Source organism: Pseudodesulfovibrio alkaliphilus (assembly GCF_009729555.1).
GTDB lineage: Bacteria > Desulfobacterota > Desulfovibrionia > Desulfovibrionales > Desulfovibrionaceae > Pseudodesulfovibrio > Pseudodesulfovibrio alkaliphilus.
Genome location: NZ_WODC01000003.1, coordinates 313,761 through 338,093, shown reverse-complemented (window position 1 = coordinate 338,093; position 24,333 = coordinate 313,761). Strand labels below are relative to the sequence as shown.

16 protein-coding genes are annotated in these 24,333 nt (G+C 65.9%); 5 read left to right on the top strand and 11 right to left on the bottom strand.

Annotated features, from left to right (window positions below; translation table 11 throughout):
* Positions 1 to 95 precede the first annotated feature (95 nt).
* The gene (locus tag GKC30_RS06995) at positions 96 to 1,589 is read left to right on the top strand and encodes a GGDEF domain-containing protein (RefSeq protein ID WP_155933444.1); all 1,494 of its coding nucleotides are present in this window, start codon (positions 96 to 98) and stop codon (positions 1,587 to 1,589) included.
* A 28-nt stretch (positions 1,590 to 1,617) separates the two neighbouring features.
* Here GKC30_RS06995 and pbpC read toward each other — a convergent pair whose 3' ends face one another.
* The 4 genes from pbpC to GKC30_RS06975 form a co-directional block, all read right to left on the bottom strand.
* On the bottom strand, positions 1,618 to 4,110 hold the full coding sequence (gene pbpC / locus GKC30_RS06990) for a penicillin-binding protein 1C (RefSeq protein ID WP_155933442.1): 2,493 nt from the start codon (positions 4,108 to 4,110) through the stop codon (positions 1,618 to 1,620).
* Positions 4,111 to 4,116: 6 nt separating this feature from the next.
* Positions 4,117 to 9,507 (bottom strand): alpha-2-macroglobulin family protein, encoded by a 5,391-nt coding sequence (locus GKC30_RS06985; RefSeq protein WP_155933440.1) that lies wholly within the window; start codon positions 9,505 to 9,507, stop codon positions 4,117 to 4,119.
* A 174-nt stretch (positions 9,508 to 9,681) separates the two neighbouring features.
* Entirely contained in the window at positions 9,682 to 10,338 is a 657-nt protein-coding gene (locus tag GKC30_RS06980; RefSeq protein ID WP_155933438.1) for a cytochrome b/b6 domain-containing protein, read from the bottom strand.
* 2 nt (positions 10,339 to 10,340) lie between these two features.
* Positions 10,341 to 12,044 (bottom strand): tetrathionate reductase family octaheme c-type cytochrome, encoded by a 1,704-nt coding sequence (locus GKC30_RS06975; RefSeq protein WP_155933436.1) that lies wholly within the window; start codon positions 12,042 to 12,044, stop codon positions 10,341 to 10,343.
* A gap of 248 nt (positions 12,045 to 12,292) precedes the next feature.
* Here GKC30_RS06975 and GKC30_RS06970 point away from each other — a divergent pair, with 248 nt between their 5' ends.
* Together GKC30_RS06970 and GKC30_RS06965 are read left to right on the top strand one after the other, a co-directional pair.
* Positions 12,293 to 15,394: a hypothetical protein gene (locus GKC30_RS06970; protein WP_231117070.1), complete on the top strand. Its 3,102-nt coding sequence runs from the start codon at positions 12,293 to 12,295 to the stop codon at positions 15,392 to 15,394.
* 66 nt (positions 15,395 to 15,460) lie between these two features.
* The gene (locus tag GKC30_RS06965; RefSeq protein ID WP_155933434.1) at positions 15,461 to 16,372 is read left to right on the top strand and encodes a restriction endonuclease; all 912 of its coding nucleotides are present in this window, start codon (positions 15,461 to 15,463) and stop codon (positions 16,370 to 16,372) included.
* A 221-nt stretch (positions 16,373 to 16,593) separates the two neighbouring features.
* Here GKC30_RS06965 and GKC30_RS06960 read toward each other — a convergent pair whose 3' ends face one another.
* From GKC30_RS06960 to GKC30_RS06950, 3 genes are all read right to left on the bottom strand, one after another.
* Positions 16,594 to 17,709, bottom strand: coding sequence for a DegT/DnrJ/EryC1/StrS family aminotransferase (locus GKC30_RS06960; RefSeq protein ID WP_155933432.1), 1,116 nt, complete (start codon positions 17,707 to 17,709; stop codon positions 16,594 to 16,596).
* Positions 17,710 to 17,821: 112 nt separating this feature from the next.
* Entirely contained in the window at positions 17,822 to 18,787 is a 966-nt protein-coding gene (locus GKC30_RS06955; protein WP_155933430.1) for an NAD-dependent epimerase/dehydratase family protein, read from the bottom strand.
* 169 nt (positions 18,788 to 18,956) lie between these two features.
* A complete protein-coding gene (locus GKC30_RS06950; RefSeq protein WP_155933428.1) occupies positions 18,957 to 20,114 on the bottom strand; it encodes a glycosyltransferase in 1,158 nt (385 codons plus the stop codon).
* 246 nt (positions 20,115 to 20,360) lie between these two features.
* Between GKC30_RS06950 and GKC30_RS06945 the strand changes: the two genes are divergently transcribed.
* Positions 20,361 to 20,837: a cytochrome c3 family protein gene (locus GKC30_RS06945; RefSeq protein ID WP_155933425.1), complete on the top strand. Its 477-nt coding sequence runs from the start codon at positions 20,361 to 20,363 to the stop codon at positions 20,835 to 20,837.
* Positions 20,830 to 22,392 carry an ammonia-forming cytochrome c nitrite reductase subunit c552 gene (locus GKC30_RS06940; protein WP_155933423.1) on the top strand — a complete coding sequence of 521 codons (1,563 nt, stop codon included), beginning with the start codon at positions 20,830 to 20,832 and terminating at the stop codon, positions 22,390 to 22,392. The genes GKC30_RS06945 and GKC30_RS06940 overlap by 8 nt, the downstream gene beginning before the upstream one ends.
* 83 nt (positions 22,393 to 22,475) lie before the next feature.
* Here GKC30_RS06940 and GKC30_RS06935 read toward each other — a convergent pair whose 3' ends face one another.
* The 4 genes from GKC30_RS06935 to GKC30_RS06920 are packed head-to-tail and all read right to left on the bottom strand — an operon-like array spanning position 22,476 to position 24,329.
* Complete coding sequence (locus GKC30_RS06935; protein ID WP_155933421.1) at positions 22,476 to 22,709, bottom strand: hypothetical protein; 234 nt, start codon at positions 22,707 to 22,709, stop codon at positions 22,476 to 22,478.
* Positions 22,706 to 23,572 (bottom strand): NAD(P)H-hydrate dehydratase, encoded by an 867-nt coding sequence (locus tag GKC30_RS06930; RefSeq protein WP_155933419.1) that lies wholly within the window; start codon positions 23,570 to 23,572, stop codon positions 22,706 to 22,708. The genes GKC30_RS06935 and GKC30_RS06930 overlap by 4 nt, the downstream gene beginning before the upstream one ends.
* The gene (locus GKC30_RS06925) at positions 23,557 to 24,108 is read right to left on the bottom strand and encodes a putative Se/S carrier protein (protein ID WP_155933417.1); all 552 of its coding nucleotides are present in this window, start codon (positions 24,106 to 24,108) and stop codon (positions 23,557 to 23,559) included. Before GKC30_RS06925 ends, GKC30_RS06930 begins: the two co-directional genes overlap by 16 nt.
* Before the next feature lie 2 nt (positions 24,109 to 24,110).
* Positions 24,111 to 24,329, bottom strand: a complete 219-nt coding sequence (locus tag GKC30_RS06920) for a sulfurtransferase TusA family protein (RefSeq protein ID WP_155933414.1) — start codon at positions 24,327 to 24,329, stop codon at positions 24,111 to 24,113.
* Positions 24,330 to 24,333 lie beyond the last annotated feature (4 nt).

Sequence of the window (24,333 nt, the reverse complement as noted above, 5' to 3'; positions counted from 1 at the left end):
TTGCGGCCAGGATCACTGTTGGCCCCGTTTTTGCTCATCCTCCTGTGCGGACGTGGCGAGCGTCGGTATTTTGACTGCAAGGAGAGTATGGAGACATGCGCAAGCAGACGATAAAGCGGGGCAAGCGGCCAGAACTCATGTGGGGGCTGGGCCTGGACCAGGAAATGGCGGAGCGCATTGCCGAGGGCGTGGGGCCGGGGTTCCACCTGCGCAACTTTGCCCAGGACGCCCTGCCGCAGGCTCGAGATCTGGACCAGGAGGAGAAGCCCTGCGCCGTCTGGGTGCCGTGGTCCGTATGGTCGAACCTGGCCGAGGGCCGCAGGCAGGAGCTTCGCGCCCAGGAACCCACCCAGCGCATCCTCATCCAGGAGGGGGACGAAGCGCCCCTGGAGATGGAGACCGTGTTGGCCGAGGGCTTTCTGACCGTGATCCGTACGCCGCTTGTCCGGCCCAAGGTGCAGGACGCCGTGTTCCGCGCCAGGGAGGTGACGAGCATGTACTCGGACATCTACCGCATGACCGAGGAGATTCTCCTTGAGCGGGAGCTTCTGGCGCGCAAGACCGACCAACTGATGTTTCTCAACAGGATTCTGGCATCGGCCACAGAGAGCCTGGACCCGGCCACCATCCTGCTCAACGCCAAGGACACCCTTGGCCTTGTCCTGCCGGTTCGGCTGCTGCACGCCGTGTTCTGGACCCGGCAGAGGGATTCCGAGGTGGCCGACGTGGAGATGTTCCTCAACGGCAAGACCACACCGGAGACCGAGAGCCAGTGGGTGGAATTTCTCATGGCCGCTGCCGTGGAGAAGGGCGGCGGACCGATCAACGGGTTCACCGTCATGCACACTGATCCGGCCCGGCGGCCCGAGTTCTCCCTGTCTCCCGGCGACGGCAAGGTGGTGACCATGCCCCTGGTGGCGGCCCATGAGACCTTTGGCGCCCTGGTGCTGCTGTGCGAGCCGGACTACCGGCTGGGGCGTGATCAGGTGGAGACCTTCCGCTCTGCCGTGAACCATCTGGGACTGGCCCTGCGCAACGCCCTGACCTTCAAGGAGGTCAAGATGCGGGCTGACCGCGACGGCCTGACCCGCATCTATAACCGCCATACCTTTGAGGAGCGTCTGGTCTATGAGATCAAGCGCCGCCGCCGCTACAATCACGATCTTTCGCTGCTGATGGTCGATCTCGATCATTTCAAGCAGGTCAACGACACCTACGGCCACAAGGCCGGAGACATGGTCCTGCGCCGGGTGGGCGAGATTCTCTCCGAAACCTTCCGCACCACCGACCTCGCGGCCCGCTACGGGGGCGAGGAGTTCGTGGTCCTCCTGCCCCATACCAGCGAGGAGGCTGCCTGGAAGCTGGCCGAGCGCATCCGCGAGGCCATCCAGGCCAGCGTGTTCCGTTTCGACGGGCACGAGTTCGCGGTCACGGCGTCCATCGGCGTGGCCTCGGTGGAGGCCGGTGCCTTGACCCGCGACGACGACCTGCTGGTCAAGGCCGACAAGGCGCTCTACAAGGCCAAGCACAACGGCCGCAACATGGTAGTCGTCTCCAGCCCGGAAACGCCCCTGGCAGCCACCCGGTAGCCGGGCCTTTCGGTCAGGGCGTTGCCGCTCAGGGAGCGGAGCGGTCCAGCACGCGGAAAGTCACTGTGCTTGTTCTGCCCTGTCCGTCCGTGACCGAGGCCCGATGCTCGCCCGGCGTCATGGGCCAGAGCAGGTTGCGCGGCTCGTGGGCGGGAACGTCAGTGGTTTCAGCCGCCAATCCGTATCCTTTTCCGTACTCTTTCCTGTCTGACGATTGGTGTACGACACCAACGAAACGACCATCCACATACCACCACAGGGAGTCGCCTGGATCTGCGGGAGCGGCGCGGAGAGCCACCTGTTGGTGGTGGGCCGGGGCGTCGTGGCGCATGACATACGGGGTGGCGGAGGAAGGGGAGAGGATGGTCGGCCCCAGGCCGCCGGGCACGTCCGGGCACAGGGGCGAGAGGGGCGGCAGGCCGGGCGCAGGCTTGCCTTGGGCAGCCATCCAGGCGGCCAGTTCGGGTGGCACGGTCTGCGCGGTCCCGGCTTCGGCGCGGCCGCCGGGAACGGGCGCGGCCAGACAGCTCCCTTCCAGGCGCAGGCCGGTTTCCCTGTCCACCAGTATCCGGCGGTGCTCGGCGCAACGGGGCAGGGCCAGGGTTGGTCCGGCCGGGCTTTGGATGGTGGCCGGGCAGTCCGGCCCGGCGGGCAGGCCGCTGGCGGAGCAGAGGGTCACCGAGCGCAAGGCCGGGGCCTCGGGCAGCCGCAGATCGCGTCCCGGTTCGTCCAGGGCCCTCAGCAGATCGAAGAAGAGCGGTCCGGCGTGGACCGCGCCCGAGATGCCCTTGACCGGCGTGCCGTCCGGGTTGCCCACCCAGACCCCCACGGCCAGAGTCGGGCCGAATCCGACGGCCCAGGCGTCGCGATGGCCAAAGGAGGTGCCGGTCTTCCAGGCTGCGGCCGGTCGGTCGCGGGTCAACCGCCAGGAGTCGGGCATGTCGGGTCGGGCTACCTCGGTGAGCATGTCGGCCACCACACGGGCCGCTTCGGGCGAGAACAGCCCGGCCTTTCCGGGTGGCCCGGCCGGGGCGGGGTCTGCCTGCGTGGGGAGTGTGACCCGCCAGGGGCGGTGGACTCCGCCCTGGCCCAGCGTGGCATAGAGGTTGGTCAGGTCCACGAGCCGCACCTCGCAGGCACCGAGGACCAGAGGCAGTCCGTAGCTTGTGGCCGGACGGTCGATGGTCTCAAGGCCCCCCTGGCGCAGCAGGGAATGGAAGTCGCGCAGCCCGGTGGTGGCGAGCAGACGCACGGCCGGGACATTGAGGGACCGGGTCAGGGCCTCGGCCACGCTCACCCTGCCCGAGAAAGTGCCCGAGTAGTTTTCGGGCGCGTACCCGGCATAGTCCACTGGCACGTCCAGCAGACGCGAACCGGGGACGGCCAGCCCCCGGTCAAAGGCCAGGGCGTAGAGAAAGGGCTTGAGGGTCGAGCCGGGCGAACGCGGGGCCAGGGCGTTGTTCACCTGTCCCTGACGCCGGTCATCGGCGAAATCCGCCGACCCGGCCAGGGCCAGCACCTCGCGGCTGGTCCGATCAAGGACGACTGCTGCGCCGTTGCCGATGCCAAGGTCGCGCAGCCGCTCCACATGCCGGGCCAGCAGCCGTTCCACCGTTCGCTGCCGGGCGAGATCCAGGGAAGTGGCGATGACGGGTTCGGACCCGAGCCGGGCGCGGGCCAGCAGGCAGAAATGGGGGGCAGACATGGGCGATGGCCTGCGCTGGGCCACCATGGGCTGGCGCATGGCCCGTCTGGCCTCGTCCGGGTCTGCTACGCCCCTGGTCGTCAGGAGAGCCAGCACCCGGTCGCGCACGGCCATGGCCGCTTCGGGATGGCGCGAGGGGTCGTAGCGGTTGGGCGAACGGGGCAGCACGGCCAGCAGGGCGCATTCGCCCAGAGAAAGCCGGTCCGGCGGCTTGCCGAAATAGATGCGGGCCGCAGCGCCCACCCCCACGATATTGCCGCCAAAGGGCGCGGTGTTGAGGTAGGCTTCGAGCAGCTCGGCCTTGGAGCGGGTCAGGCCCAGTTGCAGGGCGCGGAAGGACTCGGCCAGCTTCCGCCGCAGGGTGCGCGGGCCGGGATCGGCCATGCGCGCCAGCTGCATGGGAATGGTCGAGGCCCCGGACACCACCCGGCCCGAGACCGCGTTGGTCCAGGCAGCGCGGAGCGCAGCCAGCGGGTTGACGCCAGGATGGACGAAGAACCAGCGGTCCTCGGACTCCACCAGTGCCGTGACCAGGGCGGGCGAGACCTCGTCCAGGGTCACAGGGAACCGCCACTGGCCGTCCCTGGCCGGGAAGCGGCGCAGCTCGGTGCCGGAGCGGTCCAGCAGCCGGGTTCCCGAGGGTGCGTCGAGCCATCCGGCCGGGAGCGGAAAGAGCGCGTCCAGCACCAGGAAAGCAAGGGGCACGGCCAGCAGCAGCCCGGCCGAAACCAGGGCCAGCCGCACCCATGCCCTTTTCGGCCAGAGGGGCCGAATCCTCCGGGCGGCTTCCCGGAGCCGCTGAACCAGTCCGGTCATGCCGGGCTAGGGGCGGCGGGTCACGGCCATGTCTGCGGGCGCGTCCGAGGCCGCGATGTCCGGGTCGTACATGGCCTCGGCCTGGACCGGAGGCAGGGCGAAACGGCCAGGGGTCACGGCCCTGAGCTGCGTGTAGCCCGCATGCCAGCCCGGCCGGCGCAGATCGGTGAAGAAGAGCACCCTGTCGTCGCGCAGATCCTGGTGGCCGGAGAGGGGCAGCTCGTCGTCACGGGCCAGCAGCGCGGTTTCCGAGGTCTCCAGGCGCGGGTTTTCCACTTCCAGCCCGGCGGGGAGCAGGCACTGGACGGCCACGTTTTCCACGGCCGCGCCCGTGGTCCGCAGCTCGGTCTTCATGATAACCAGCGCCCCCTGGGGCAGTCCGCTCATGTCCACGACCGCGCCTGACCTGTCAAGGAAAGTGCGCCGGATCTCCAGACCCTGGCTCCGGGCAGCAAGGCTTTCCGGCGCAGGCACTCCGCGGGTGATCACCGACCAGTAGACCGTGGCGTTGTGTGCGCCAAGATCCGCAACAAGGGGGGCGTCCGTTACGTCCGTGTCCAGGGTGACGCTGGCTGCGTCGGTAAATTCCCCTGCCCAGTCTCCGGCCTCAAGGCGGCCGGTCAGGGGCGCGGGATCGATCCCGGCCAGGGTTCGACCCAGCGCGGCGAAGGCCAGACCGTTCTCCTGGGTGGTGCCCCAGTCCGGGGTGGTCATGCGCCGGGCCACATCCGCCGCCAGCCTGGGAACCAGCGCATCGCCGGGCGCTGCCTCGACCAGGGCCAGAAGCATGAGGGCCGCATCGCGAAGGCCCGAGCCCATGCCTCCCCCTGGCTGGCGCCCCTCGCCCGCCCGCGGCGCGTCGGCCAGCAACCCGTTGAAGGAGTCCGTGTCTCCGGCCAGGGCGTAGGCGCTGGCAAGCAGCGTGCGGGCCAGGTCCGGCAGGGGGCCGGGCTTTCTGTCGCGCATTTCGTCCATGGCCCCCCGTTCCGGGCGCCCCGCCAGGGCGAGGTTGAAGAGGGCCAGGGCGGCCGCATCGGGGTCGGCCGGACGCGAGACGGCTGTTTCGGCCATGCGCGTCAGGGCGCGGCCGGTCATGCCCGGCGAACCATAGCCCGCCCTGCCCGCTTCCACCAGGAACAGCGTGACGTATGCGCTCACCCAGGCGGAGTCCTCGTCCCCCCCCGGCCACAGGGCAAAGCCGCCGTTGTCGGTTTGCAGGGATTGCAGGCGCATGAGGGCGGACTGGACCATGAAGGCCGGGCCGCGCTCGCCCGCCAGGGAGGGAGCGAATTGGCGGGCCAGATCGCCGAAGCGGATCAGGGGCAGGGCCTGGGAGGCCACCTGCTCGGCGCAGCCGTAGGGATAGTTCAGGAGGTTTTCGAGCCTGCCCGCGAACCGGGCCAGGGGCAGGCTTCCCAGGGCCACGGAGCGGGTGGCGGTGCCGGGCACAAAGCCCTGGGCCGCCGGGACCAGCTCGCCGGATGGTCCGTCCAGCGCCCCGAAGGCCAGCTGGCGGCGCAGGGGCGCGGCCGGGCGGACGGGCAGGCGGGTAATCACCCGGCGCGTCTCGGTGACGCCCGAAGCCGTGCCCGAAGCCGTGACCACGACCGTGCCTTGCGCACCCGGTCCGGGCAGGGCCGAGACCGGCACATACACGGTCTGCTCCCCGCCGCGCTCAAGGTCGAGGGTCAGGGGTTCGGCCGGGGAGGTCAGCCCACCCGAGGCCGATACGGTCAGAGTGACGGCGGCGCGTTCTCCTTCAAGATCATTGCGCACGGTCACGGGCATCTCAATGTCGTCGCCCGGAGCCATGAAGCGCGGCAGGGTCGGGGTGACGGCCAGGGGCGAGCGCACCCGGACCATGGCGCGGCCCGTGCCGAACCGTTTGCCGTCCAGGCCCACGGCCACCACGCGCAGCGCCCCCTGGAAATCGGGCAGGTCCACGCGCCAGCGCACGGTGCTGTCCTCGCCCACGGCCAGGGGGCCGGACCAGAAGGCCACGGGTTCAACCCGGCGGATGGACTCGGTGCGGATGAACTGGCTCTCGGCCGACAGGTCCATGCCGCCGCCTGCCGCGGCCGCGCCCAGAATCCGGGCCAGATCGGGATAGAGCATGGCAAAGGTGTCATAACTGGTCACGCCCAGGGCGCGGCGGGCGTGGAAAAAGCCGAAGGGGTCCGGGTCGCCAGTGCCCGAGAGCTGAAGGATGCCCTCGTCCACCGCCGCGAGAGTCACCAGCGCATCGGAGCGCATGCCGTCCGGCAGGCGGACTGCCAGTTCAAGCTCCCCTTCTGGTCGGACTTCGGCCGGGGCGTCCACCTGCAGATCCAGCCGGTTGAGGCCGGTGTCCACCAGGAGGGGGATGGCCCCGAAGGCGCGTCCCACGGACCCTTCGGCCACGTCCGACGCCTTGCGTACCAGCAGGGCCGTGACATGGACGTTGGGTCCGTATGTCTGCCGAACAGGGATGACGACCTCTCCCGTGTTGCCCGCAAGCTCCACCACGCGCACGTCGTTGACAAAGCGGCCTTCCACGGCAACCAGGAGTCGGCCCGGAAAGGGAGCGCGGATCTGGATGCGGGCGTTTTCCCCGGTCAGGTAGTGGTCCTTGTCCGCCACCAGCTCAACGCGGGCCGGGTTTTCCAGCGCCCAGGGCGAGTCGCCCCAGCCGCCGCAGAAAAAGGCGGCCACGGCGGACGCTCCGGTACCGTCGGTTCCGGCCGGGGCGATGTGCACCCGGTAGCTGCCGTGGTCGGGCGGGGTGAAGGTCACGGAGCCCGCGCCGGTCCCGGCCGGGATGGGTCGCTCGGCCAGCAGTTCGGGGTCGTTGACCGATTCGTAGCGATAGCCGCCCGAGGGGGTCAGGCGTACGGCGGTGCTCCAGCGGTCGCGGTAGAGTCGGGCCGAGAGGGGGCCGTGGTCCGCGGGCTGGCCGTCGGGCGTTACGGCCACGAAGTCGAAGGCCGCGGGTTTGCCCGGGTCCAACCCCTTGCGCTCCATCTGGCGCATGCCGAGGTAGTAGGGGTGGGGATGGATCGCCACCCGTTTGCGGGCCGTGACCCCGCGCCCGCCCGCCTCGCTGACGCGGGCGAGAAGGATCGCCTCAAGGGCGGCCGGGGGCAGCAGGCCAGAGGGGATGGCGAAGGAGAACTCGGTGCGTCCCTCGGCGTCGAGGGCCGCATCCTCGGAAAAGACCTCCTGGGGAGCGAAGGGTGCGTCCGGGTCGCCAAAGAGGTAGCCCTCATACCCCTGGGCCGCGAAGGGGGCCGGACGGAGCTGGACGCGCAGGGTCACGGGCAGGGCCGAGGCTGGCGGACCAAAGAGATATTCGGCGCTGACCCCGGCCCTGATCTCGCGGCCCGGGGCAAAGGCGTCCGCCGGGGTGTCCACAGCCACCTTGATCCGGTCCGGGACGAACTCCTCCACCTTGAGGGGGCGGGAGCCGATGACCGTGTCGCCTGCCAGCAGTTCCAGGGCGTGGGTGCCGGTCAAGGCGTAGTCGGGAAGGTCCAGGGAAAAGGGGGCGGCTCCTGCCTGACCGCTGTCCAGGCGCAGCTTGCGTACCTCGCGGCCACGCGGATCGCGCTGCACAAGGGTCAGGGGCATGGACCCCGGTGCGCTCAGGTCGTCGCGCCGGACCACGGCCATGCCCTGGACGGTTTCGCCCGGGCGGTACAGGTCGCGCTCTCCGTAGAGGTAGGCCCGCAGGCCCGAGGCTGTCGTCTCGGTCCCGGCCACGTCGAGGCCCGTGGTATCCACTGCAGCGCGGGAGAGGAGGAGAAAGGCGAAGTCGTCGTCACGCTCGGCCAGGAGCATGAAGGGAGCGCCCGGCCCGCGGTCGGTCGTTTCAGGGGCGCCGGGACTGCTGCCGTCCGGGGCGGGCAGGGCGATCCGGGCTGCGCCGCCGGCATCGGCCACGGCCGAGCCGAGGCGCTGATTCCTGTCGCTGATCAGGGTCAGGCGGGTGCCGGGCAGGGGTGCCAGGGTCGTGTTGGACACTGTCCAGACCAGGAAGCCCTCGGCCCCGCGCTTGGCGGTCAGGCCGATGTCGGTCAGGGTCAGCCATCGCTTGACCCCTGGCTGGCCTGGAATGGACGCGCTGACGCGGAACAGGCCGCGCTCGCCGGAGCGGATGGCGTCGAGGCGAACAGGCTGGCGCACCGGGACGTTGGGCTCGCCCCCGGTCCGCAGGGTGGCCTCGAATATCCTGCCGCCCAGGGAGTCGGGCACCCCGCCATAGTCCCAGGTGTCCTCGAAAAGGCGGCTGCCGTAATCGCCAAGCATGGTGAAGAGGTTGTTGGGGTAGACCCGGTCCACGCGCAGCTCCACCCGGTTTGCATTGATGGCGGTCAGGGCCAGCCCGGCCTTGCGGCCCGGGGGCAGGAACAGGCCGGTGCCCACGAAATCCACGGACGGGGGAATGTCCGGTACGGTCAGGGTGGTGGTTTCATCGCTGTTCAGGGTTGCGCCGTCGGCGGCTGTCAGCCCCTGGCGCAGGGTGACGGTGTAGCGCATGCCGGGCGCGAGGCCGCCGGTCAGGAGCAGGGCGGTGCCGTCAGCGGTCAGGGAGTGGTCGGCATCGGGTTTGAGGGAGATGAAGGGGGCCGCGGAGCGGGCGTCCATTGGCGTGGAAAAGGTCAGCCGGATGCCCGAGCCTGTGGCCGAGGCCCAGGCATCGGCCCCGCGATAGGCCAGGACCGGGTCCAGCCGCACCGGGATGGAGGCCGTGGCGTCGCGTCCCAGGGACAGGGCCGAGCCCGCCTTTTTCAGGGTCCGCGACACGGTCAGGACATAGGTATCCCCTTCCGGGGTCTTGGGTACCGGGTCCGAACGCAATTCCATGTAACGGGAACTCCACGAGGTCATGGCCCGAAGGGGGATATCGCGGCCGTCCGCCTCGTTGACGAGCCGGGCATGGGCCAGGATGTCTTCGGGCGACACCGGCCCGGTGAACTCCAGGGTTGCCGCGATCACCGCGCTGGCCGGGGCGTCGCCTGCCCGTTCGGCCAGGGAGAGGGAGGCAAGGGCAAAGGAGCCGGTGCCCACGGTGAAGGACCGCCCGCCCTCAAGGGGCAGGGCTGGCTGCATCTCCACGGTGTATTCCGCGTCCTCGGCCAGGCGCGTCCTGGTCTCGAAGCGGAGCAGGTAGGGATTGGCCCATCTCCACCGTCCATCCAGGGCCGGGAGGATGGCGGCAGCGTCCTCGGCCGGGATGGACGCCGTGTCTGCCGGGCCGGACAAGGCCACTTCGATGGCGGTGCGGTCCGGGCTGACCCGCACCTCGTCAACCGCAAGGCCGCCGGAAGGGGAAGGGGACCGGGCGAGCATGACGGCCTGAACGGCCACCACCAGGGCGAGGACGATGATGACGAGGGTTTTCAGCTTGGCGGCGTTCATGGGGCGACCTCCGGCTCGGCGTTGCGGCGGGCGCATCCCGCCTTGTCCCCTTGGGCTAGCACAACCGGGCGTCGTGCGCCAGCGGCGCGGGGCAAGAGCGTCGGTATGCCGGAACAGCAAAGGGAACCGGGGCCGTCCGGCCCGGTTCCCTTTGGATTGTCTTTGGGGCGAGGGTCAGTGCCGCTCGGGCATGCGCTCCCATTCCTCGATCTTTTCGTCCGCGGGCACCTCCTCCCAGCCCGAGAACATGGCCGCGATGTGGGCGGTCACGGTGTGGCCGGTGGTGGTCATGTACACATGGACAATGAGGAAGATGAGGATGGCGAACCCGCCCACGAGGTGGACCAGGGCCAGCACCTTGAGGCTGAGGAATCCGTCCAGCCCCCAGGCGGGCCAGTCGTTGTAGCTCCAGTAGAGCAGGCCCGTGACCATCTGGACCGGCAGCAGCACGGCGGTCAGGCCCAGGTAGGTCAGCCGCTGCATGGGGTTGTGCTTGGCGATGCGGCTCTTGCGTACCGGGTGCGGCTCGCCCCGGAAGATGCCAGAGGAGTAGTAGCGGACTACTTCCAGAAGCTTCCTGGTGGTGGGGATGTACTGTTTGTACTCGCCGGTAACGAAGAGCCAGAAGACGATGAACACGAACAGGATCAGCCAGGTCAGGCCGATGGTGTTGTGCAGGTCCACTGCGGCCATGAAGCCCAGCCAGGAGAAGCTGCCGTGGACCTCGAAGCCCGTGAGCAGCAGCAGGATGATCAGCACTGACTGTACCCAGTGCCAGAAACGCTCGAACTTGGAATACAGGTATATCTTGACCATGGGTTGATGCGACATGGCTATTCCTCCTTCCTTCTCAGGCCGGAGACAAAGCGCATCAGGCCGTGGATGATGACGGCCACGATGGCCCCGGCCACGCCGACCCAGCCCGCAGCGTCCACCAGGGCGAAAGTGTCGCGGCCTGGCAGGTAGAGTTCGGTAATGGACGCCAGCCGACTCTGGCGCGAGTGGCACGCCTCGCAGGGCAGGGCCTCGTTCTTGGGCGCCACCATGTGGGTGGTGGGGAAGACGTAGGCCGTCTCCACAAAGCCGAACTCACCGCTATAGGGCTGACCGGCCTTTTCCATGCCCACCTCTATGGCCCGGTTCCAGTCGAACCCCTTCCAATAGGCGGTGCCGTCGTTTTTGTCATAGGGGAACAGGTGCGGGATGGTCATGACCTTGTTGACCTTGTCGTAGGGCGCCATGGCCCGGTGGACCTTGAAGGGCATGATGCGCGAGTTGGGATCGTCCGCCGAACCCTTTGGCCTGTTCAGCCAGACCTCGGCCGTGGGGTCGATGGGGTCCTGCACGGTGACGTGGTCCAGGGTGCCGTCGAACCAGTAGTATTCGGGCACCACGTTCTTTTCCCAGCGGAACTCGCCCTTTTTCTTGTCAAAGACGGATTTGCCGTCCGGGCCCATGACCACTTCCTTGCCGTCCATGAGCTGTCCGGCCTTGGACCAGTCCCACCACATCTTGGTGGACTGGGCGCGGGCGTACTCGGGAATGTGGCAGGCCTGGCAGGAGACCTTGTCCGTGTGGTCGTTGATCTTTGCGGACATGCCGCCGCTCTGGTGCGGCTCGGTGCCGTGGCAGGATTCGCAGAGGATCTTGTCGCCCAGGTCGTCCTGGAGCAGACTCTTGCGCTCGGCCGCCGCAGGGGTCTCGTAGATGCGCCCGGCGATGTGATGGCTGTGTGTGGTGTGGCAGCGAACGCAGGAGAAGTCCTGGCCGCCGGATTCGCGTGTGCCCATGTGCACGTCCAGGGTCTTGGGCGGACGGGCCATGGTGGAGTCCAGATCGCCGTGCTTCACTGCGTCGCCTCCGCCGCCGTAGAAATGGCAGGAGCCGCAGTTCGTGCGCGAGGGGCGGGCCACGGACTGGGCCACCCTGGACCAGTCCGGGGCGAAGTAGGGCTTGCTTTCCCCGGGAAAGGGCACACCCTTTTGGGTTCCCGGATTGTCCGGGTCTTCCACGTAGGGGGCGGGATAGCCCGCGCCCGAGGGGTATTTGCGGTAGGAGCCTGTCTGCTCGTGACAGACCAGACAGTCAACCTTTTCCTGGGCCGTGAAGTCGAAGGTGTCATCCTTCCAGCCGTAGCCGGCGTGGCATGAGGTGCAACGAGCCTCGTTGCTGATGATGTTTATTCAGAAGTTGTTGACCGAGAGAGCCCCCTTGCCGAAGTTCTCGGGCTGGCCCTCGGTGTCGCGCCAGGTCCAGTGGATGGTTTGGTGAAACTGGAGGGCTGCAAGGTTGTGGCAGCCAAGACAGGTTTGGGTCACCTCCTCGGGTTGCATGGTCTTCTGTTTCTCAGCGTCGAAATGCAATTCCTTGAATCTGCTGTGGTCGGCAGTGGTGCTGCGCACCTCGGGCTTGGCCCTGGTGGCCTGGATGGCCAGGGCGCGACCCGGCGCCGTGTCCTCGGCAGCGAGGGCGGCCTGCCCGCACAGCATTGTGCAGGCAAGGGCCAGGAGCAACAGTCCCCAGACAGGTCTACGCATGAAGTCCTCCTTGTGAATGCCTCTCCCCCCATCCCAAGGGGGGTATGGGTATGTCTCCATTCTTACCCACATCTTCGGCAAAGCGCAACGCCCTTTGGCTTATTATCACATCCGACCGGCAGGCCCGCGTCTGCACGCGACGTTCTGCTTGACATTTCAGGTGGATCGCTGGAATTGAGAAAAGAGGCACATAGTTTTGACAATCAGGTTACGCCCGGCCGCCGACCGTGGCGTGAGAGGTTTTGATCATGCTGCCCCGCATTCCCCGCATTTTTTTCGACCCCTCGGACCATCAATTGCTGGCCGTGGTCAACGACGTGCTCGACCCCGCCCGGCGGCAGGGGCGCGATGTCAAGACGCTGCTTGAGCCCTTCCTGCATCCCAACGGCATCAAGGCGCTGGCCTCCTCGGCCAATCTGCGCATCGCCTACGCCGTGGTCAGCCTGCTCGGCTCCCTGGAGACCGGGTTGGCCAGCGAACGGCTCCAGGCCCTGCGCTCCCTGCGCGACGAGGTGCTGACCGCGCCCACCGGATTCATGCGGTGCAACACGGCCAGGGTGCTCTTGCAGATCATGAAGGAGCTGGTGCGAGCCCCCCGCGGCAGCCTGGAGCAGCTCAAGCTGGCCCATGAGTTTCGCGTGGCGGCCACCGGCAGACCGCGCATGATCCGGGCGCAGCTGGCCAAGTACCATCTCATGGAAATGCCCGAGGCGTGGAACCAGCTCACCTTTGACGATCGGGTCCACGACGCCAACACCAAGGGCCGCAAGTCGCCCACCCACCTGATCATGGACGCCTGGATCAAGGGCATCCGGCGGCTGACCGTGGTGTACTACAATTTCGTGCGGCCTGATGTGGCCCGGGAGCTATTGGAGGCGGCCCGGATCATGGAGGTGGAGGTCCATATCGGCGTGGAGCTGGCCGCCCGGCATCGCGAGCGGTTCGTGAACATCATCTGGGAGCCCAAGGGATTCACCGAGCAGGGCGATTATCTGCGCTTTCTGGAGTCCGGCCCCATGCGCGACTTCATGGCGCAGGGGCGGGAGGCTTCCGGCTTCCGTCGCAAATACGTGTTCGCCGCGCTTGAGGCGTTCAACAATCAGCACCGGGCCTCGATCCTGCGCGAGTTCGGCCTGGACCTGCCCCGTCTTGTGCGCGAGGAGTTCGAGGGGTTCGTGGGTTCGGGCCAACCCTCGCTGCTGCATCTGGGCGGCTTCATCCACAGGACCGCCCTGCCCCTGATGCGCGAGCGCGCCGACGCGCTGCGTCGCGAGTTCGCCGCCACGGATGATCCCGATGCCCGCCGCGACATAGAGATGCAGATGGACACGCTGGACGCCCTGGACGCCGACACCTTTGTGCAGCGCTATCTCCTGCCCGGAGACAACCCCGGCCTGCCCAATCCCATGGCCCCTTCGGCGGATGATCCCGAGCTGCTGACCCTTTCGCCCCCGGACCTGATGCACCGGCTTCGCGGGCTGCACTCGGTGAACCGATTTGTGCTCAACACCGTGGACCTGACCCAGGCCGATGTCATCGAACTGCTCTACGACGCCAGGGGCATGATCAATCATCTTGAGCTGTTCAGCCTGCGCGACGTGGCCGACAACCGCTTCCGCGACGGCGAGGACCTGGGTGCCCTGCGCGAGGCTCTCAACCAGGGCGACGTGGTGGCGCTCAAGCGCATTCTCCTCGAGAACATCGACCAGCTCTGCCTTGGCGACATGGACTGCGCCGAGAGCGACGAGGCGGTCAAGCTGCGCGAGATCCTGGCGGACATCAACACCCTGGCCGGGCTCTACCGCCACAACTCCCTGCATACCTGCATCGGAAGCGGGTCCACCGGGCACAGTTCGCGCAGCTTCGGCATGGGGTTCGCCGTGCTCGAGACCCTGCCAGCCCGCGCCGCCCATCTGGCCCGCGAGGGGTCGAGACGGGGACTGGGCCGCGGTGTGTGCCTGCCCATCGCCACCACGGTGCGCGAGCGCCACACCTATTGGCCGGTGGAGGCCGTGACGCCGCTTGGCCGCAGGGTCCGGGCGGCATTGGAGCGCGTACCCGTGCTGCGCCGACTGGGTCAGGCCCGCGAGGTGGACTATATTTCCGAGCGTACGCGCATCACTCCGGGCCGCTGCGGCAACATCGCCATGCTCGGCGGGCTGACCGAGACCAGCAACGGCCTGTCGCTTGCCGAACCCGGTCCCCGCCACCGCGCCGATCGTCTCTCGCCCTTTTATCTCAACACCACCCTGCGCAACTGGCTCAAGGTTCTGCTCGGGTTCATTCCCGCCTTCCTGACCTTTTCCTTGAGCAAGGATTGGTGGCTGCTGGCCTATTTGGGAGCCTTCATCTGGCTGGGGATCACGGCCGGGCGCAACGTGGTCCAGTCCGTGCTGGGCGGGGGCGGGGTGGGCAGCCTCTCGCTGCTGCGCTGGCACCAGTACGTCAACTGGAGCCGCATCGCGGATTCCCTGATGTTCACCGGGTTTTCAGTGCCCCTGCTCGACTGGCTGTGCAAGGGGGTGCTCCTCGACGCGGGCCTGGGCATCAACACCGCAACCAGCCCGGTACTGCTCTATGCGGTCATGGGGCTGACCAACGGCCTGTATATCTTCAGCCACAACATGTTCCGGGGTCTGCCCAGGGAGGCGGCCTTCTGGAATCTCTTCCGCAGCGCACTCTCCATCCCCCTGGCCGTGGCCTTCAACTGGGCGGCCGGGCTGGCCCTGGCGGCAGGGGGCGTGGCCCAGGTCGATCCGGTGCTCCAGCAGTGGGCGGCCGTCATCTCCAAGCTCGCTTCGGATTGCGTGGCGGGCGCCATTGAGGGGCTGGCCGACCGGGGGGCCAACGTGCGTCTGCGCCTGTGGGACTACCGGGGCAAGATCGCCCAGGTGTTGTCCGTGTATGCCCGGCTGGACAGCCTTTTCCCGGAGCGCGACACCCTGCGCATGATGGCCGACCCGGAAACCATGGTCAGCGAGGTGCGCAAGTTGCGGGAGCGGGGCGAGGTCGTGGACGAGCTGGACAAGGCGGTGATGCTCAACGCCTTGGACCTGCTGACGTTCTGGATGTATCAGCCTCGGGCGGCCACAGCCCTTGCCGCCCTGCTGCGGGAGATGAAGCCCGAGGAACGGCGCATCTTCTTCACGTCCCAGCTGGTGCTCCTGCGCGAGCGCGACGTGTCGCAGCTCTTCGTGGATGGCGTTGTGGGCCGGAACTTCTCCAGGGCTCTGTCCTTCTATCTCGTGCGCTACCCCGGCTACCTCAAGGCGCTGGACCGCATGCTCCTGCGCCTCGGCACCCCAGGCCATGTGGGGAGCGGCGACGCAGGGCGCGGGGAAATTGTGTAATCGGGGAGCATATGATAAAGGCGATAGCGATTCCTCTTTCCCAGAATCACGAACCCGGAGAATTGAATGGCAATTCCTGATTTCCAAACCCTCATTCTGCCTGTTCTCGAGTTTCTTCAAGATGGCAACAGCCGTTCAAATCAGGAAATATTCGAGGCCATTTCCAAGGTGTTCGTGCTGACCGACGAGGAGAGGAGGAGATTGCTGCCAAGCGGAAAGCAAAGGGTTTTCAACAATCGTGTCGCTTGGGGGAAATCGTACCTGAAGCAGGCAGGCCTCATTGAATCAAAACAACGAGGTTGGTACGGGATTACCCAGCGGGGGATCGACGTACTCAGCCGGAAGCCCGACAAGCTCACTATCAAGGACCTGATGGCGTTTCCCGAGTTCAGGAAATTCAGGGAGGGCAGTGGCAACTCCGATGGCGGCGAGGCCTCTTCAGGCATGAGCTGTGACGCGAAAACACCACAGGATCACATGGAGTACGGCCTTCATCTGGCGTCGAAGGATTTGACTTCCGAATTGATTGCGCGGATCAGGGAGTGCCCCCCGCGTTTTTTTGAACGCCTGGTCGTGGATTTGCTCTTGGCCATGGGTTATGGCGAGTCGCTCCATGAGGCAGCCACGCTGACCGGAAACGGGGCTGACGAGGGCATAGACGGCATTATCAATGAAGACAAGCTTGGCCTTGATGTCGTCTATGTTCAGGCGAAGCGGTGGGCAAAAACGGTTGGGCGGCCAGAAATACAACAATTCGCCGGGGCACTGCATGGCAAAAAGGCCCGAAAAGGTGTTTTCATAACGCTGTCAGATTTCAGCCGCGAGGCGCTGGAGTATGTCGGGAACATCGACACAAGAATCGTTCTGATCTCCGGTTCCCGACTGGCCGAGCTTATGGTCAAGTATAACGTCGGCGTCGAGATTGCTCAGGTCTACGAATTGAAGAAAATCAATCTTGACTATTTCATTGAAGAATAATCGCGTCCCTCGCGGGATGTAAAAGCCATTTCGCAATCAAACAACATGTCCGCGGGTTCGAGCGTGTCCCAATGCGGTCACGGCTCCCTGCTCGTCCAGGAAGCCTCCGACAACTGACCGTTTCCCAAAAAACCCTTTTGTTCTAGGTTGTTGACATCATCCCAATTGATGGCGCTTGCGGAGTCTTCTGCGGCCGGGCGACCCTGGCTGACCGGCTGCGGCTAACGCCGCCACTCCTTGAGGGCGCGGCAGATGCGACTGACTTCGGCGTCGGTGAGTTCCGGGTAGATGGGCAGGGACAGAACCTCGTTGGTCAGTTTGACGGACCCGGCCAACGTCCCGGCCGTTTCATGGCAGCCCGCAAAGCAGGGCTGCCGGTGCAGGGGCAGGGAATAGTGGACAGCCGTGACAACGCCGCGTTCCTTGAGGAAGGCGGCCAGACCGTCGCGGTCGCCGTCCACGCGCATGACATACTTGTGGAAAATATGGCTGTTGTCCGGCAGGACCAGGGGTGCGGCAATGGCGTCGATCCCGTTCAGGGTTTCGGTGAACTGCCCGGCGATCTCTATGCGGCGGGCGCGCCAGTCAGCCTCGTGGTTGAGCTTGACGTTGATCAGGGCTGCCTGGACCGTGGGCAACTGGCTGTTGTGGCCGATTTCGGAGTAGCGGCGTTCTCCGGCGTGTCCATGGTACCTGAGCCGCTTGATCCGCTCGTCGATTTCCGGGTCATCCGTGAGCACCGCCCCGCCGCTGCCCTGGGCACCGATGACCTTGGTCGGGTCGAAGCTGACGCAGGTGGCGTGGGAGTGTCTGCCCGGCCCCATGCCGCGGCGGGTCGCGCCGAGGACCTGGGCCGCATCCTCGATAACGAACGCCCCGGCCTCATCGGCTGCGGCAAACACCTCGGAAAGCTCCATCATCTGTCCGTACAGATGGACCGCGACGACCCCGCCGACCTCGCCGCTCTTCAGCAGTTTGACCAGCACGTCCGAACGGCACAGCCCGGTGTCCGGCTCCACGTCCACAAACACGGGTATGCCGCCCGCCAGGACAATGGCCGAGGCGGACGCCACAAAGGACAAGTCCGTGACAGCCACCTTGACGCCGGGCTTGATGCACAGCGCCTTCATGGCCAGGACCAGCGCATCCGTGCCCGAACCCACGCAGGCACACCGGCCGAGGCCGAACAGCCCGGCCACGCGCCCCTCAAGATCGGTGACTTCCTGGCCCTGCAAAACCCGGCCGTGGGTGAACACGCCCTCGACCGCATCCATGAACTCGCTGCGATGCTCGGCGAACTGCCGGTCCAGGCGCATGAAGGGAATCTTTTCAGTCACGCTTGTATCCTTATGAGTGTGTCCATGACCAAGGAAGGAGGGTCGCCTCCGGTCCCGCTGAATCAAGCCGCGCTGTTCCGCCTGGTCCTTTCCGCCAACGTCTCTGACAACCCTAGATGGGGTTGTGCCGCAAGTGCTCGATGTAGAGCTTGAGCCCTTTTTTCAGGTCGTATTCGGGATCGTAGCCGAGCAGTGTCCGGGCCTTGGTCACATCCAGGGTGCCGCGTTTGGGCATGTAGGCCGGGACCGGGCCGAACTCCGCCTTCACGCCGGGAATCTCTTCCTGGATGATCTCAATGGCTTCCTTGAGGGACTGGGCCTTGCCTCGGGTGATGTTGAAAACCTCGCCCCGGGCCTTGGGGTGCGTGGCCGCCAGGAAAATGGCCTGGGCCGCGTCGTCCACATAGGTGAAATCAAGGCGCATGGAGCCGTCCCCGTCCACCTTGAGGGGTTCCCCGTTCAGGGCGCGGGAGATGAACTTTTGCAGGACCCGCTGGTTGGCGTCGTATGGGCCGTAGACCGCCGAGGGGCGGACGATGGAAACGTCCATGTCGTAGCACTTCATGTAGCCCCGGCAGACAATCTCGCCGGAAAGCTTGAAGGAGCCGTATATCTCCTTGGGGTCCTTGGGAGAGTCCTCTGTTACCGGGTCGGTGACGAAATTGCCGTAGACCATGGACGAGGAGGTGTAGACCAGTCGGCAGGGATGTTCGAAGTCCCGGACGATCTCAAGGAAATTGACCGTGGAGCCCAGAATGGACTGGAAGGCGTCCTCGGTGTGCTCGATGGCCATGAAGGCCAGGGGCAGCGCGGCCATGTGGATGATGATGTCCGGCTTGATCCGGTTCAGGGTGCGCCGCAGGTGGTCCTTGTTCAGGGTGTCTCCCTGGATCAGCTCGATCTTGTCGATGAAATCCTTGAGCCGCAGGAGGAGGTTCGGCGGCTGCACTGTGGGATCGGGAATGAGGTACTGCTTGAAGGTGTCGAAGATGTAGACTTCGTCGCCCTGGTCCGCGAACCGCTTGGCCACGCGGGAACCGACAAACCCCGCGCCGCCCGTGATGAAAACCTTGGTCATTGCACGTCCTTGTTTATGGAAAGAGATCAAGAGGCAGCCGCTTTGAAAAAAAGGGCTCGCGCCTCGTTGGCCGCTCCCGGAATTGTTAGAAATAAATCAGCAGATCAAAACGGCGCGGGGCGAGGCTCTCGCCACGCTCCGCAGCAACATTCCGGCTGTATCCGTTTTTTCAGGATTCGACAACCTTGATGAAATCGTTCAGGGTCTTGAGCATGGTGAAATTCTCGAGCACCCGCTCGCGTCCGGCCCTGCCCATGCGCTTGCGCAGCTCGGGGTCGTCCATGAGCAACTCCAGCTTGTCCGCGAAGGCCTCGGCGCCCACGGGCCCGGCGGCCTGGACGCCGTCGGAGTCGCGGTCTGCCGCTTCCCCGGCTTCCGTCGGGGGCGGGGGGACCAGGAATCCGGTTTCGCCATCGGCCAGCACCTCGGGGATGGAGCTGATGTTGAAGGCCACCACTGGCCGCTCAAGCACCATGGCCTCCATCTGGACATAGCAGAACCCCTCCCAGAGCGAGGTCAGGGCAAAAATGTCCAGGGATGCCTGGAATCCCTTCATGTTGGTCACGAACCCCAGGAATTTGACGACATCCTCCACGCCCAGCGCCCTTGCCTTGGCCTTGAGGGCGTCCTCTTCCTCGCCCTTGCCCGCGATGAGCACGGTGAAGTTCCGGCCCCGGTCCTTGAGGATGCGGGCGATGTCCAGCAGGATGTCCTGTCCCTTCTGGCGGCACAGCCGCCCCGCGTTGCCGATGACGATCTCGTCGGCTTTTTTTGTATGGATGGGCGTGGCGTCCTGCGCGTCGAACTCCTCCACGTCGAACCCGCAGTGCACCAGATGGGCCTTGGACCGATCAATGATGTCGGGGTTGTTGACCAGGAACATACGCAGTGTTTCCTGGGAGTTGGTGATCAGCTTGGTGACCACGCTGCCGAACAGGAAGCGGTTCATGGCCGTGTTCCTGACCGGCGCGGCCAGCCCCCGGCGGTAGACGATGTGGCGAACTCCGGCCAGCCGCGCCGCGATGCCGCCCGTCTTGACATCGGAGGGCAGGGCCATGACCACGGTATCCACCTTTTCGCGGCGGAAATGGCGGACCAGCCTGCCAAGCGCCAGGGGATTCAGAAAGGTCAGGTTGCGGATGGAGGTCTTGAACAGCCTGATACCGGGTTCGCCCTGAAGCCGCTCGTACAGTTCGCTTTGGGCGTTTGTGACCACATGGACGGGATACCCCCGGTCGCGCATGAGAAGCGCAAAGTCATGATGCCACTTTTCCCCTCCGCCCCAGACTTTGTTGGAGTTGAAAAAACAGATGGTTCGCTTGCTCATGGTTCGCTTGCTCGTGGTTCTATGGCCAGAAAGAGGAAAAAAGGGGATGCGCTCAAGGGAGCCCTCCCCAAAAAAGACGATACGCGCATGCCGATCGTCTTGTAGCGCTATCAGGAAGGGGTGGCAAGGGCTATCAGGGCGAATGAGGCGGGCGATGGTGTTGGCAAAATTCGGCCACCGGGTTGACGAAAACCATTTGCAGGTGCATCCTTTCACAAAGTGTCAAAAGGCAAAAGGAGGGAAGGAATGTTTTTCAAGAAAGGAGACCCCGGCGGCCCGGGATGGCTCTATGCGCTGCTGCCCGGCCTGGGCGGCGTGGTGCTGACCGTGGGCGTGGCTCTGGCCATGCACACCACGGACCAGGCATCGTTCTGTGGAAGCTGCCACTCCATGTCCGAGGCGGCCCTGACGCATCAGCGGTCGGTCCATGCCAAGCTGGCCTGTAACGAGTGCCATGCCCCGTACAATCTGGTGGCCAAGGTCCCGTTCAAGACCAAGGAGGGGATGCGGGACATGTATGTGACGGCCACCAGCACCATACCGGATCTCATTCATCCGGGGGGCGAGACCAGGGACGTGACCCAGGCCAACTGCCTGCGCTGCCACGCCGAGACCACCTCCACCGTGGTCATGACCAGCAAGCCGTACTGCACCGACTGCCACCGCAGCGTGCCCCACATGCCGAAAATCCCCGTAGCCGAAAGGAGCGCCGCCGATGCCTAGAAGCACGATCCTCATAGCCCTGCTGGCCGCCTTGTGTGCGCTGGCCCTGTCCGCCTGTTCCGAGGTGTCCGAACCGCAGACCCCGGTCTTCAAGACCGATCTTGCTGAGACCGAGAACAAAAACTCCAAGTTCAAGCCGGACTTTCCGTTGCACTACGAGACGTATCTGCGCAACAACGAGTCCGAGATCATGACCGAGTACGGCGGGTCCGTGGCCTATAACAAGAACGACGGCGTCAACCCGCTGCCCGAGGGATACAAGTATGCCCAGCCGTACCTGAAGAACCTCTGGCTGGGCTATCCCTTCAGCTATGAATACCGGGCGGCGCGGGGCCACACCTACGCCATGAAGGACATCCTGCATATCGACCGGCTTGATCGCTACAACGAGAAGGCCGGGCTGCCCGCCACCTGTTGGAACTGCAAGACGCCCAAGATGAACGAGTGGGTCGCCGAGTACGGCGACGACTTCTGGGCAAAGGACTTCAACGAGTTCCGCGAGCAGGTGGACCTGGACGACGACACCATCGGCTGCGCCAACTGCCACAACCCGACCAACATGGAGCTGCGCCTTTACTCCGAGCCCCTCAAGGTCTATCTGGCCAGCCAGGGCAAGGAATTCAAGGATCTGCCGCGCAACGACCAGCGCGCCCTGGTCTGCGGCCAGTGCCATGTGGAGTACTACTTCACCGACGAGGGCATGGGCGCGGCCAAGAAGCCCGTGTTTCCGTGGACCGAGGGATTGGACCCCGAGGAGATGTACACCTACTACAAGTCCCACGGCATCACCACCACGCCCGGTTTCGAGGGCCATTTCGTGGACTGGGTCCATCCGGTGTCCAAGACGCCCATGCTCAAGGCCCAGCATCCCGAGTACGAGTTCTGGCATAATGGTGTGCACGGCGCGGCCGGAGTGAGCTGCTCGGACTGCCACATGAGCTACACCCGCCTGGACGGCAAGAAGAAGATATCCAACCATCACTGGACCTCGCCGCTCAAGGACCCGGACATGAAGGCCTGCCGCCAGTGCCATACCGACAAGTCGCCGGAATACCTGCGCGAGCGTGTGCTCTACACCCAGCACAAGGTCTGGGACCAGCTGATGATCGCCCAGGACATCTCGGTCAAGGCCCACGAGGCCATCCGCATGGCCGCCGAATACGCGGGCGACAAGCCCGCCGACTATGACCAGCTGATGATCGACGCCCGCGAGATGTGCCGCAAGGGCCAGTTCTTCTGGGATCTGGTCTCGGCCGAAAACAGCGTGGGCTTCCACAACCCGGCCAAGGCGCTGGACACCCTGGCCCGCTCCCAGCAGTTCAGCCAGAAGGCCGTGGACACCGCCATCAAGGCCGCGTCCTTCACCACGGCCCAGGCCCTGTCCGGCGACATCAGGGAGCTCGTGCCGCCCATTCTGGAGCACAGCCGCAAGCTGCAGCAGAGCCAGGAACACATGGCCAGCCACGCCTGGTTCAAGTACATTCCGTTGCTGCCCGAAAAGGAGCTGATGTGGGATGAGAACAAGCGGCTCATTCCGCCTTCACCGGGAAGCTAGCGGCAACTGATCGTTGATTGTAAAGATCGGGATTCCGGGCTGTTGCCGGAGTCCCGATCTTCGTTTGCGGACGGGACAGGGGTTCAGCCCTGGCTATCGGTCCGGGCGATGGCCCGGTTCAGGTCCGCGAGCAGGGCGCTCAGGTTAAGCCCATACATGACGGCCATGGTGCCGATGCTCTCGAAGAGGGCGGCGCAGAGCAGGCAGACGCCGGCCTCCTGGTCGCGGGAGCGGAACACGGCCTCTGTCTCCGGGTGGGCGTGGACCGTGTCCAGCAGGGTCATGGACGCGGTGATGGCTGGCCGGGGGGCGGTCATTGGCCGACCCCGTTCATGGCCTGCCTGAGAGCCTGGGGGATGTGGGCGATGATCTCGATGATCCGCGAGCCCGGGTTGGGCCGGGCCAGTTGTCCGGCCAGCCGGTTGGCCCTGGCCGCCAGGTGCGCGGCGGGGGCCACGGCATGTCCGGCCTGCACCAGGGCGGCGGCGATGCCCGCCACGGTGTCTCCGGTGCCGCCCATGGCCTCCATGGCCTCTTCGCACGGGCTGTCCACGGTGTGGAGAACGCCGCCCTGGTCTGCCACGCGGTCCACGCTCCCCTTGACCAACAGGCAGCGGGCCGCGTTGCCTCCGCGGTAAGCCCGCCGAATGAGGTCGGGCACGTCGTTGTCTCCGTGCAGGATGAAGCCCCTGGTGTAGAAGGGGTGTGGCGCGGACTCGTCGGCCAGAAAGGCCAGCTCCCCGGCGTCCGGGGTGAAGAGGTCGTAGGCCGGGGCCTGCCCGCTCATCTTGGCCGCGTACATGAAGCCCGCGTCCGCGATGAGCCTGGGCCGGACGGCCATGGCCTCCACTGCGAAGAGGACCTTGTCGTGCCACATGACATCGGGCATCAGGTAGTGGAAGACCAGGGTGGCGATGTGCCGGTCGGGCAGGGTGTCGGTCAGGTGGGCAAAGAGGGCGCGGCTGCCGTGGCCCTGGCCCTGGTCGCCCACGAGAAAGGCGTGGGGCGCGGGCAGGTCCAGAGTGGCGCTGGCGGCGCAGGCCGCGGCCAGGAGGGCAGGGGTGCCCCGGTCCGCGGGGATGCGCCTTCCGGCTGTCGTCAGCGCGTCGCCGTCAAGAACAGCCGAGCCTTCCACGACAGGCAGGGACGGGTCCGGTACAGTGCCTACGATGGCAAGCATTGTCGCTTCATCTCCTCAAAGGCCAGCCCCAGGGCATAGCCGCACAGGGTGTGGCCCGTCTCGCGTGGGGAGGGGGCCTCGTCCAGCCTTTGTCCGATGAGACGGGCGGCCAGCCAGGGCACGTCCGGGCAGCCTCCGCCCGAGACGTTGACGATGACGCCCGTGCGCTTGTCCACGGTGATTTTCATGTTGGCGGCCCGGACCATGAGGTGGTCGCCGAAGTCCTTGACATGATAGAGGTCCACCGGGGTGAGCAGCGGCCCGGTCACGGGAATGGCGTCCAGCGGCGGCACTTTGGCCTCTTCCAGGCGGCGCAGGATGTTCAGCCCCTCGATGAGGGGATACTCCACCGCCAGATCGCAGCCGGTACGCACCTCGGGCGGCGGCCCTTTGACCGCCACCGCAAAGCCTGCGGCCCGCAGGATCTTTTCGGCCCGGATGACCTCGCTGGTGTTCTCGAAAAGGAGCAACCCCCGGTCAGCCCTGGCCGGGTCCTGACCGGAGGTCCGTTGTTTCAGGAACGAGAAAAGGCCCAAGGCTACCCCTTGCTGATGGCGATGCGGTATTCGCCCCTGTCCTCGGACACGGAGTCAAGGGTCCACCCCTTGGCCTCCACGGCGCGGCAGACGTTTTCCTTGGACGCCTCGGTGTCCACCAGGACGACCAGAGTGCCGCTGCTCATGGCCGCGATGGCGTTGAGGGCCTCCAGAACCGGCTGGGGGCATGAGAGCCCGCGTGCGTCAACTGTTTTGCTCATGATC

What these genes read in the sequence shown, in the direction of transcription:
- GKC30_RS06945 (WP_155933425.1), top strand. Translation starts at nt 20,361, where the DNA reads ATGTTTTTCAAGAAAGGAGACCCCGGCGGCCCGGGATGGCTCTATGCG.
- GKC30_RS06985 (WP_155933440.1), bottom strand. Translation starts at nt 9,507, where the DNA reads ATGAACGCCGCCAAGCTGAAAACCCTCGTCATCATCGTCCTCGCCCTG.
- GKC30_RS06955 (WP_155933430.1), bottom strand. Translation starts at nt 18,787, where the DNA reads ATGACCAAGGTTTTCATCACGGGCGGCGCGGGGTTTGTCGGTTCCCGC.
- pbpC (WP_155933442.1), bottom strand. Translation starts at nt 4,110, where the DNA reads ATGACCGGACTGGTTCAGCGGCTCCGGGAAGCCGCCCGGAGGATTCGG.
- GKC30_RS06980 (WP_155933438.1), bottom strand. Translation starts at nt 10,338, where the DNA reads ATGTCGCATCAACCCATGGTCAAGATATACCTGTATTCCAAGTTCGAG.
- GKC30_RS06930 (WP_155933419.1), bottom strand. Translation starts at nt 23,572, where the DNA reads ATGCTTGCCATCGTAGGCACTGTACCGGACCCGTCCCTGCCTGTCGTG.
- GKC30_RS06965 (WP_155933434.1), top strand. Translation starts at nt 15,461, where the DNA reads ATGGCAATTCCTGATTTCCAAACCCTCATTCTGCCTGTTCTCGAGTTT.
- GKC30_RS06935 (WP_155933421.1), bottom strand. Translation starts at nt 22,709, where the DNA reads ATGACCGCCCCCCGGCCAGCCATCACCGCGTCCATGACCCTGCTGGAC.
- GKC30_RS06970 (WP_231117070.1), top strand. Translation starts at nt 12,293, where the DNA reads ATGCTGCCCCGCATTCCCCGCATTTTTTTCGACCCCTCGGACCATCAA.
- GKC30_RS06950 (WP_155933428.1), bottom strand. Translation starts at nt 20,114, where the DNA reads ATGAGCAAGCGAACCATCTGTTTTTTCAACTCCAACAAAGTCTGGGGC.
- GKC30_RS06920 (WP_155933414.1), bottom strand. Translation starts at nt 24,329, where the DNA reads ATGAGCAAAACAGTTGACGCACGCGGGCTCTCATGCCCCCAGCCGGTT.
- GKC30_RS06995 (WP_155933444.1), top strand. Translation starts at nt 96, where the DNA reads ATGCGCAAGCAGACGATAAAGCGGGGCAAGCGGCCAGAACTCATGTGG.
- GKC30_RS06940 (WP_155933423.1), top strand. Translation starts at nt 20,830, where the DNA reads ATGCCTAGAAGCACGATCCTCATAGCCCTGCTGGCCGCCTTGTGTGCG.